Annotated in this window: 9 protein-coding genes and 1 tRNA gene; 4 read left to right on the top strand and 6 right to left on the bottom strand. The window is 62.7% G+C overall.

Annotation, left to right across the window (positions count from 1 at the left end; genetic code table 11):
• Positions 1 to 17: 17 nt before the first annotated feature.
• From AC1RQP_RS28515 to AC1RQP_RS28505, 3 genes are all read right to left on the bottom strand, one after another.
• Positions 18 to 344, bottom strand: a complete 327-nt coding sequence (locus AC1RQP_RS28515) for a hypothetical protein (protein ID WP_492939891.1) — start codon at positions 342 to 344, stop codon at positions 18 to 20.
• Between the two features lie 303 nt (positions 345 to 647).
• Positions 648 to 2,834: a VapE domain-containing protein gene (locus AC1RQP_RS28510; RefSeq protein WP_492939889.1), complete on the bottom strand. Its 2,187-nt coding sequence runs from the start codon at positions 2,832 to 2,834 to the stop codon at positions 648 to 650.
• Positions 2,835 to 2,999: 165 nt separating this feature from the next.
• Positions 3,000 to 3,248 (bottom strand): helix-turn-helix domain-containing protein, encoded by a 249-nt coding sequence (locus AC1RQP_RS28505; RefSeq protein ID WP_492939887.1) that lies wholly within the window; start codon positions 3,246 to 3,248, stop codon positions 3,000 to 3,002.
• A 120-nt stretch (positions 3,249 to 3,368) separates the two neighbouring features.
• Here AC1RQP_RS28505 and AC1RQP_RS28500 point away from each other — a divergent pair, with 120 nt between their 5' ends.
• Together AC1RQP_RS28500 and AC1RQP_RS28495 are read left to right on the top strand one after the other, a co-directional pair.
• Complete coding sequence (locus AC1RQP_RS28500) at positions 3,369 to 3,716, top strand: hypothetical protein (RefSeq protein WP_492939885.1); 348 nt, start codon at positions 3,369 to 3,371, stop codon at positions 3,714 to 3,716.
• Entirely contained in the window at positions 3,713 to 4,942 is a 1,230-nt protein-coding gene (locus tag AC1RQP_RS28495; protein WP_492939883.1) for a tyrosine-type recombinase/integrase, read from the top strand. Before AC1RQP_RS28500 ends, AC1RQP_RS28495 begins: the two co-directional genes overlap by 4 nt.
• A 61-nt stretch (positions 4,943 to 5,003) precedes the next feature.
• On the opposite strand, the gene AC1RQP_RS28490 is transcribed toward AC1RQP_RS28495, so the two are convergent.
• Positions 5,004 to 5,079: transfer RNA gene (locus AC1RQP_RS28490), tRNA-Trp, on the bottom strand.
• A 148-nt stretch (positions 5,080 to 5,227) separates the two neighbouring features.
• On the opposite strand from AC1RQP_RS28490, the gene AC1RQP_RS28485 reads away from it, so the two are divergent.
• Complete coding sequence (locus AC1RQP_RS28485; protein ID WP_492939881.1) at positions 5,228 to 6,463, top strand: serine hydrolase domain-containing protein; 1,236 nt, start codon at positions 5,228 to 5,230, stop codon at positions 6,461 to 6,463.
• Between the two features lie 149 nt (positions 6,464 to 6,612).
• Here AC1RQP_RS28485 and AC1RQP_RS28480 read toward each other — a convergent pair whose 3' ends face one another.
• A complete protein-coding gene (locus AC1RQP_RS28480) occupies positions 6,613 to 7,380 on the bottom strand; it encodes an SDR family NAD(P)-dependent oxidoreductase (RefSeq protein ID WP_492939879.1) in 768 nt (255 codons plus the stop codon).
• Between the two features lie 120 nt (positions 7,381 to 7,500).
• Positions 7,501 to 8,199, bottom strand: coding sequence for a histidine phosphatase family protein (locus tag AC1RQP_RS28475; protein ID WP_492939878.1), 699 nt, complete (start codon positions 8,197 to 8,199; stop codon positions 7,501 to 7,503).
• A 135-nt stretch (positions 8,200 to 8,334) separates the two neighbouring features.
• Between AC1RQP_RS28475 and AC1RQP_RS28470 the strand changes: the two genes are divergently transcribed.
• Complete coding sequence (locus AC1RQP_RS28470) at positions 8,335 to 9,120, top strand: SDR family NAD(P)-dependent oxidoreductase (RefSeq protein ID WP_028182362.1); 786 nt, start codon at positions 8,335 to 8,337, stop codon at positions 9,118 to 9,120.
• The last annotated feature ends 70 nt before the right edge of the window (positions 9,121 to 9,190 follow it).

Raw genomic sequence — 9,190 nt, 5'->3', positions numbered from 1 at the left:
GGGAGTGCGGCACTCCCCTAAGCCACCACCACCCGCCACACCGCAGAGCCCAGCTCCGTCAGCGGCTGGCGGACGATCGACAGCCCGTCGTAAGGCCCAGCCATCCGCTGCAGCACCTTGCCGATCTGTTTGGCGCTCTTGCCCGCCAGCGCGGCCCGCAGGTGCGGGTCTCGCTCGGCCTGCCGGATCATCATCGCCACCGTGAACGGCGCATCAGCGAAGCTGTCAGCCAGCCCGGCGACCAGTCTGGCGGGATCAAACGGCGGCGAGGCCAGATCGAAGCCGCAGCGCGGACAGCGGCACGGCGGCGGCGGCTCGTGGGCGCCCCTTCGGTCCCGCCTCAAGACCAACCTCCCTCGGGTGGCCGGGCTGAGCGTCGCTCGCTGATCTCAAGGCCAGCATGGCATTTGCGAGGCTGTGACCGTTGGCCGCCCGACCTGAGGTTGGGCACCGCTAGGCAGGTTGGGCGCAAGAAACCCCTGTAATTATAGGAGATGCCCAACCTGCCCAACCTGCCCAACCTAAATAGAGTTCTAGGACAGCGGTGCATTTCGGTGGCCCGGACGGCCTCGGCGGCCGTGGCGGGAAAAACGCCAGACACTATGCGCGCCCACCCTTTAGGGTGGGCAGGTTGGGCGGGAACCGGGTTAGCCACCTGTCTTGACCTTCCGGAAATAGCCCCGGACGCGCTCGGAACCGATGGTGAGTTTGCCGGAACGCATCCAGCCCAGCCGCTTCATCACCACCGACAAGCGCATGGTGTGAGCCTGCGTCTGTTGGCCGGGCGGAATATCCAGCACGTAAGTCAGGAGATCGCGGCTGGCGACGCACTCCTCGTCCTCAGTGTTGCGGTAGACAATGAGCCGCACCTTGGCCTCGGCTGAGGCATCGGCCCCTTTGATCTCCTGATACAGGTGGATGATTGCAAGTTCAGCCTCCCACGGGTCTTTGACCCGGCGTTCGTCCTGCACGACGGCGGCATCAGCCCACATCGTTTCATCCAGCGTGATGCTCTCGCCTGCGGACTGGCACCTCGCGGCTTCACCGATTAACTGCAGCCGGTCGCGCTTGAGCTTTTCAACATCGATCGCCTTCGTCACCCGCAGCGGCCAAAAGCGGCGGTTGCCTGTCTGGCTCTGCAGATATTCGTCGCTGTTGGTGCTGCCGACCTCGATGGAGTGCCTTGGCTGCTTCACCACGAAATGGGCGAAGGCCGCTCGGGCGATGTCCGTGGTGCGACTGGCAAACGCCTTGACGGTCTCGACCTCGGCCTTCTTCATCCCGGCGAGATCGGCATTTTCGTGCAGCCAAATCTCTGACAGCTGCTCTTGGACCTCTCGGTTTCCTTTGCCGATGATCGCTTCATCGGAGAAGTTTTCGTCACCAGCAAGAACACGCCAAGCCGTGGATTTGTTGTAGCCTTCAACGCTCTCCAACACGGTGATCGTGTCGTACTTGCAGCCGGGCTTGCGGGCGCGGGCGACCATCGCAATCATGGTCTTGCGTAGGAATGCGCGATTGACCGGTGTGTCCTCGCAATTGAAATAATCGACGGCCATCCTGTCGAGACGTTCGACGCCATCCCATTCGGCTTCGGCCTTATCGATCAGGTCGCACACTGGATTGAAGCAATGCTGTAGTGCCAGCGACTTCACGGCATCGCGGGTCGCCTTATCTTCCAGATCGAAACCGAACTTGTCGGACATCAGTTGGCGCAGAGCGATGATGCCGTCGTCGCTGACTTCGCCTAGGATCGATTGCAATTCGTGCCTGATGGTGCCGTCGCGAAATCCAAACAGCGTCTTGTTGTGGAACGTGTCGCGGCTGCAGGTGATGCCAAGCGCCACGATCGCAAGGCGCGCATTGTGCATGCTGGGGATCGGTGTGCCGTTCTTGCGCTGCTCTCTCCAATTCGGTGAACCTGCGATTGGCGCGTTGCTGGTCGATGTTGCTGCTGTCTCGTCGCCGTTGCGGCTGCCGCGATAGTCCAACCAATCAGCGATCTGCATCGCGATTTTCTCGTCGAACATTGTCTTAAGCGACGGGTAACCGCGCGACGGTCGGCCTTGCTGATGTTCGGTCGCCTGATCTTCTGCGGCCCGCATGCGGTCGCGTCGCTCGTTATCGCCTGCCGCCTTGGCGACGGCTTCGGCGAAATACTTGATCTCGGGTGGCTTGTAGCCGCAGCGCGCCAGAAAGCCGCCGATAGTCAGCGCCGCGTCGTGTCGCGCGCCTTCACCCGGCCAATAGCGCGCCAAGAGCGCAAGCGCACCGAGTAGCTTCGCGCGGCGCACAAGATCGTTGTCATCGGCAACAGCAGGATCACCATTCTCGCTCCACGTGATCTCTTCGCCGCTCTCATGCACCGAACCGGGGAAGATTGTCTGCGCGCCCTTGTCGCCGCCCACGCGGATTTCCAGCACCGTATTCTTTTTCTTGTCGGGATGTACCGGGTCGATCAACTTCAACGACGCCTTGTCGAGCGTCGCCGCCAGCGTCGTGCGATACTCCCAATGACTATCACGCTTGCTGGTGCGGCCGAAGATCGCGGCGGTTTTCGGCAATACATACGGCGCGATGGCGATGGCTTCGGCACAATCAAGATCGAGATCAGTCAGGCCGTTCGATGTCGGCCCCATGATGATGCCGATATTCTGGGAAGCACCGTTGAAATATTCCGGCACGTTGGCTTCGGTAATGACGCGACGCTGCCAACCTCTCCCGGTCGGCCCCTTCGATTGGTAGGGGACAGGCACTGGGTTCCAGCCGCGACGGCAATAGGCGACGGCGATCTTGCTCACCCGGCCTTCAAGGTCTAACTTCTTTAAACCCATTTCCGGCCTCCAACGCCGCCGATGGCTTGTCTTGAAATCCGCCGCGCCGGTTCGCTCCCGGCGCGGTTTTCGTTGGCGTGAGTTGTCAGTTCCTTTGACATCCCAAAAGAAAAAGCCCCGGACGATGCCGGGGCTTTGCGGTGTCGCAGTGCGTGATGCGGGACATCAGGCGATCTCCCCCAGTAGCCGGTTGAGAGCCGCTGTCGGGATCAGCAGACGCTTGCCGAGCTTGATCACCGGGAGATCACCACGGTGTACCGCGTCGTAAGCTTGGTTGCGCCCGATGCCCAGCCGCGTCGCAGCTTGCTCAACGGTGATGGTCGCGGTGATGATTGCTTCGGCCGCTGCCGATCTCGGTGCAACTGCGGGCACTGCTGCTGCCTTACGTACTTTCTTTTTCTGCTGGCTGACCATCGCACCTCTCCTCCGGAACTGTAGTGGTATGCCACTACGCTACACCTCCTTTCCAAGCCTTGACAATCCCCGTAGTGCCATTTAACTACAGAAAATGGGGATGGAACGGGAGCGGTGGGGATGAAGAAGGCGAAATCAAAAAAGGCGAAACCTGAGCGCGCTCGGTTGCCTGTCAGCCTGAGAATGTCCGCTAAGACGAAGGCCATCGTCGCTGCAGCTGCGGAGGCGAGCCAGCTCTCGCAGTCGGCACAGATCGAGGCGTTGATTGAACGGGCCGTTACCTACGACGCCATGCTCGACGCGATGAACACGACCATGGCCGACATCAAGAAGGGCAAGCTCGAAGCTGCGTTGCGTGAGGCGGGATACAAAGCCGTTCACTCACCGTACGGAAACATCTGGTTGCCGCCCGGTCATCCGGGAGGATCGCACGGCGGCTTCACTGATCCAGAAGGGACAGAGAAATGAAAGGCACGATCAAGCAGCGCTCGGAAGGCTCATATTCGCTGATCATCGATTTGCCGCGCGAGCGCGGCGAAAAGCGCAAACAGAAGTGGGTGACGTTTCGCGGTAGCAAGCGCGGCGCTGAGAAAGAACTCGCGCGCCTGATCACCGAGATAGAGGATGACAAATATGTAGAACCCTCCAAGCTAACGACCGGGCAATGGGTTGATCAGTGGATCGAAGCCGGTGCGCCGGGAAAGCGGAAGAAGAAAGTCAATCAGCGAACGTTGGAGCGCTACGGCCAACTACTTCGAACGCATGTAAAGCCCGTGATCGGCAGTCGTTTGCTTCAGAAACTGCGCGCGGAGGAGATCGATAAGCTGTACTCCGACATGGCGGACGCCAAGATCATTTCCCCTCGGACGCAACACCACGTCCATACTGTTCTTGGCTCTTGTCTGGGGACTGCTCACCGCAAGGGTTTGATCGCAGTCAATCCAATGTCGCGCGTCGAACAAATTCCCGCACCAGAAGCCTTTGACTTTGACCCCGATGATCAGGAAGAGGTTGATCAGATCGGCGAAGGTCTAACGGATACCGAATTGAGGACATTGGTTGCCGGGTTCAGGTCAGTAACCATCTATCCGGTCGTAGTGCTCGCCGCCGCCTGCGGCGCACGCCGCAATGAGTTACTGGCGCTGCGCTGGACTGATCTCGACACCACTAAAAAGACGCTGCGGATTGAACGCGCTTTGGAGCATACCAAGAAATTCGGCATCAGGATCAAGCCGCCGAAGACCAAGCGCGGCTTCCGAACCATCAATCTGGACGATGACGTGATCGCGGTGCTGTTGCAGGAGAAGCAGCGGCAGCTACGTCTCTGTGCTGGTGTACCGGACGGAGCCGACGTTGACCTATCCTTGATCAAATTGCCTAGCGGCGCTTTGATGTTTTCGGCGATCTCGGTGTCGTTCACGACCCCCCGACATCCACGCAATTTCTCGCGGGATTTTGCCGACCGCGCGGAGGCGCTTGGGTTTGGGAAGACCCGGTTCCATGACCTGCGCGGCATCCATGCAACCGCCCTGCTCGACGCAGGCATCCCGGTCCACACCGTCGCGCAGCGGATTGGCGATGACCCCGCCGTGGTGCTGCGCAACTACACCAAGCGAAAACGCTCGCAGCAGGCGGACGACAAGTTGACGGAGGCGCTGGCTGGGTTGGCGGCGGGATTTCTCAGCGCCGGTTAGCAAACGCGTTAGCAAATTTGGGGCGGGATACCCCGAGAGCAACCTAAGTGACTGATTTTACTGGCAGGAGTGGCAGGGCTCGAACCTGCGACCCCCGGTTTTGGAGACCGGTGCTCTACCAATTGAGCTACACTCCTACGAACCCGCGTCACCGCGGATCAGGGGCGCTTTCAAGCACAAGGGACGGCCGGTTTGCAAGGGTGAACCGCGTCGGCTTCGCTTGTTTGTGCCGGGGTTTCCGGGCCACAGTCCGTTCACGATAACGAAAAACAACCGGGAGTGCCCATGACCGCGACAGCGACCGCCACAGCCGCCCCACAGGCCACGACCGCGCTCCAGACCCCGCCTGTGCCGGAAGCGCGCCCCGAGACGCTCGGGCTGTCGCGTCCCCGTCTCCAGGCCATGTCGGACGCATTCAAGCGCGAGATCGACAAGGGAACCGTTCCCGGCATCACCGTGCTGGTGGCCCGGCGCGGCCAGATCGGCTGGTTCGAGGCGCTCGGCAAGCAAAGCCCGGCCGGCGCCGCACCGATGGCGCGCGATTCGATCTTCCGCATCTTCTCGATGACCAAGCCGATCGTCTCGGTCGGCATCATGGCGCTGGTCGAGGATGGCCAGCTCCTGCTCGGCGACGCCGTCGCAAAATTCATCCCGGAATTTGCGAACCAGAAGGTCGGCGTCGTCAAGGACGGCAAGTTGGAGCTGGTGCCCCCGACGCGGCCCATGACCGTACAGGACCTGCTCCGCCACACCTCCGGCCTCACCTACGAGCACCAGGGCGACGGCCCCGTGCACAAGCTCTACCAGGAGTCCCGCGTCCGCAGCCGCAAGATCAGCAACGCCGAGCACGCCGCGCTGGTGGCGAGCTTTCCGCTGGTCTGCCAGCCCGGCGCGGCGTTCAACTACAGCCGCTCGACCGACATCCTTGGCCGCATCATCGAGGTCGTCAGCGGCAAGACGCTCGGCGCCTTCCTCACCGAGCGCGTGCTCGCACCGCTCCAGATGGCCGAGACCAGCTTCTCCGCATCCGAGGCTAATGCCGGCCGGCTCGCCGAGCCGTTCGCGGCCGATCCCTGGACCGGCGACAAGGTCGCGCTGTTCAACATGCTCGAGCAGCCGGTGATGGAGTCCGGCGGCGGCGGCCTGGTCTCGACCACGATGGACTATGCCCGCTTCTGCCTGATGCTGCGCAATGGCGGCACGCTCGACGGCAACAGAGTCATCGGCCGCAAGACGCTGGAGCTGATGGCCTCCGATCACCTCGGGCCAGGCGTTGCGATCAACGGCACCCTGCTCTCGCCCGGCCACGGCTTCGGCCTCGGCTTCGCCGTGCGCAAGGAGGCCGGCATTGCGCCCTTCCCCGGCAGCGTCGGCCAGTATTTCTGGAGCGGCATTGCCGGCACGTTCTTCTGGATCGATCCGAAGGAGGATCTGTTCGCGGTGTTCATGAGCCAGGGCCCCGGACAGCGCGACTACACGCGGACCTTGGTGCGGGATCTGGTTTACGCTGCGGTGGAGTGAAGTCTCGCTCGTGCCCCGGACGCGACGCAGCGCGTAGCGGTGCGGCGCAGAGCCGGGGCCCATGCCTCTGCAATCTAGCCCTTGGCTTTCTGGGTCCCGGCTCTGCGGAGCGGCACTGCGTGCCGCACCGCGTCCGGGACACGAAACCATCAACTGATCGTCGCGCCGCCGTCGATCACCATGGTCTGGCCGGTCATGAAGTCGCCGGCCGCAGAGCCCAGGAACACCGCGGCGCCTGCGATCTCGTCGGGGATGCCGATGCGCTCCAGCGGCGACCGCGAGGTCGAGGCCTTCAAATTCTCCGGATTGTCCCACAGCGCCTTGGCGAAGTCCGTCTTGATCAGGCCCGGCGCGATGCAGTTCACGCGGATGTTGTGCGGGCCGTATTCACAGGCGAGGTTGCGCGCGAGTTGCATGTCGGCGGCTTTCGAGATCGCGTAGGCACCGAGGATGGTCGAACCCTTGAGGCCGCCGATCGAGGAGACGATGATGATGGAGCCGTCCTTGCGCTCGATCATCTGCGGCACCACCATCGAGATCAGCCAGTTGTTGGCGACGATGTTGTTGTCGAGGATCTTCCTGAACTGATCGTCGGAGATGCCGGCGAGCGGCCCGTAATACGGGTTCGAGGCGGCGTTGCACACCAGCACGTCGATCTTGCCGAAGGCACGGTTGCTCTCGTCGACGAGGTTCTGCAGGTTCTCTTTCGACGAGATGTTGGCGGCGACCGCGATTGCGGTCCCTTTGCCGAACTTGTCGTTGATCCCCTTGGCGACCTGCTCGCAGACATCGGCCTTGCGCGAGGAGATCACCACCTTGGCGCCGTGCTCGGCCATGCGCTCGGCGATCGCAAGCCCGATGCCGCGCGTCGATCCGGTGATGACGGCGACTTTCCCCTTCATGTCGAACAAGGTCATGTGTCTCTCCCTGATTGATCTTGGTATTGAATGTCATCCCGGGGCGATGCGAAGCATCGAACCAGGGATCTCGAGATTCCGGGTCGGGTCCTTCGGACCATCCCGGAATGACAGCTTAACTCAGGCGAGCTTCTTGACTTCCGGTCCCGCCGGCTGGTGCATCGCTGCGTGCGCAGCATCCGCAATCCACGGCTGCTGGTTCACCATCGGCAGTCGCCAGACGGTGCGCTCGGGACTCGCAAAATAGTCCAGCCGCGTCACCGAGCAATTGTCGATGTCGAACGACAGCCCGCGCTCCGGCTGGCCGTCGAGCGCGAGGCCCAGCGCCGCCTTGATCGTGCCGCCATGCGCGACCGCGATGATGTCCTGTCCTGCCGCCTCAGCGTTGATCCGCTCGATGGTGCGGCGCGTGCGGTTGTAGAGGTCCATGAAGCTCTCGCCGCCGGGCGCGGGCTCGTTGACATCGGCGAACCAGCTCGTGCCGACGGGGCGGCTCGCGATGAACTGGGCCCGGTTCATGCCCTGCCAGCGGCCGAGATTCTGCTCGGCGAGATCCGCTTCCCACTTCATCGACGCAGGCCTTGGAAAGCCGGCGGCCCAGATCGCCTCGGCGGTCTGGTGGGTGCGCATCAGGTTGCTCGAATACCAGGCCGCCGTGCGTGGCAGCACCTTGGCAACAGCATTGAACACATAGGTGTCGCTGGTGTCGCAGGCGATGTCGGACTGTCCGTAGATGTTGCCGCCGTCATTGCGCACCGGCGCGTGACGGACCCACCACCATCGCGTGACGACCACATTTGGCTTGTCTGCACCTGCCATCGAAACCCTTCCATCCCGTCTGATGTCGCTGTACGTGAGTAGCGAACGTGCCTCAAGACACTTTACCGTTTGAAATCTTGTTTGAAATTCCGCCGCGCGGCAAGCGCCGCGCGGGGCACCACAAGGGAGAAACGCATGGGCCGCCTGCAAGGCAAATCCGTCATCATCACCGGCGCCGGCAGCGGCATCGGTCGCGCGGCTGCGCTGCTGTTCACCAAGGAAGGGGCCAAGCTGATCGCGGTCGATCGCACCGAGGCCGTGAAGGAGACCGTCGAGGAGGTGAAGAAGGCCGGCGGCATCGCGGAAGCCATGATCGCGGATGCCGGCTCCGAAAAGGACGTCATCGCCGTGATCGACAAGGCGGTGAAGGCGCATGGCCGGCTCGACGTGATCTGGGCCAATGCCGGCATCTCCGGCGGACTCGTTCCGCTCGCCGAGCAGACGGTGGAGCACTGGCAGGAGATCTTGCGCATCAACCTGATCGGGCCGTTTCTCGCGGTGAAATACGCGATGCCGCACATGGTCAAGCAGCAGTCCGGCGCGATCGTGCTGACCGCCTCCGTCGCCGGCCTCAAGGCCGGCGCGAGCGGACATCCCTATGCCGCGAGCAAGGCCGGCGTGATCAGCCTGGTGCAGACCACGGCCTATTCGCTCACCGGCACCGGCGTGCGCATCAACGCGGTCTGCCCCGGCCTGATCGAGACGGGCATGACAAAACCGATCTTCGACCGCGCCAAGGAACGCGGCACCCAGGACAAGATCGGCCAGCTCAATCCGCTCAAGCGCCCCGGCCAGCCGCACGAGCTCGCGGCGATGGGACTGTTCCTGGCCAGCGACGAGGCCTCGTATGTCAACGGCCAGGCATTCCCGGTGGACGGCGGCCTCACGGCGTCGATGCCGTACACGGGCAAGCCGGTTTAATTGGGATCCCGTGTCCCGGACGCGCTGCAGCGTTCTTACGCTGCAGCGCAGAGCCGGGACCCAGGACGCC

Source organism: Bradyrhizobium sp. GW821-FHT13H06 (assembly GCF_058803975.1).
The sequence above is the reverse complement of the archived record's forward strand: the minus strand, read 5'-3'. Positions and strand labels throughout refer to the sequence as shown.

Coding starts and splice junctions, on each gene's coding strand:
- AC1RQP_RS28510 (WP_492939889.1), bottom strand. CDS start 2,834: ATGGGTTTAAAGAAGTTAGACCTTGAAGGCCGGGTGAGCAAGATCGCC.
- AC1RQP_RS28505 (WP_492939887.1), bottom strand. CDS start 3,248: ATGGTCAGCCAGCAGAAAAAGAAAGTACGTAAGGCAGCAGCAGTGCCC.
- AC1RQP_RS28500 (WP_492939885.1), top strand. CDS start 3,369: ATGAAGAAGGCGAAATCAAAAAAGGCGAAACCTGAGCGCGCTCGGTTG.
- AC1RQP_RS28495 (WP_492939883.1), top strand. CDS start 3,713: ATGAAAGGCACGATCAAGCAGCGCTCGGAAGGCTCATATTCGCTGATC.
- AC1RQP_RS28485 (WP_492939881.1), top strand. CDS start 5,228: ATGACCGCGACAGCGACCGCCACAGCCGCCCCACAGGCCACGACCGCG.
- AC1RQP_RS28480 (WP_492939879.1), bottom strand. CDS start 7,380: ATGACCTTGTTCGACATGAAGGGGAAAGTCGCCGTCATCACCGGATCG.
- AC1RQP_RS28475 (WP_492939878.1), bottom strand. CDS start 8,199: ATGGCAGGTGCAGACAAGCCAAATGTGGTCGTCACGCGATGGTGGTGG.
- AC1RQP_RS28470 (WP_028182362.1), top strand. CDS start 8,335: ATGGGCCGCCTGCAAGGCAAATCCGTCATCATCACCGGCGCCGGCAGC.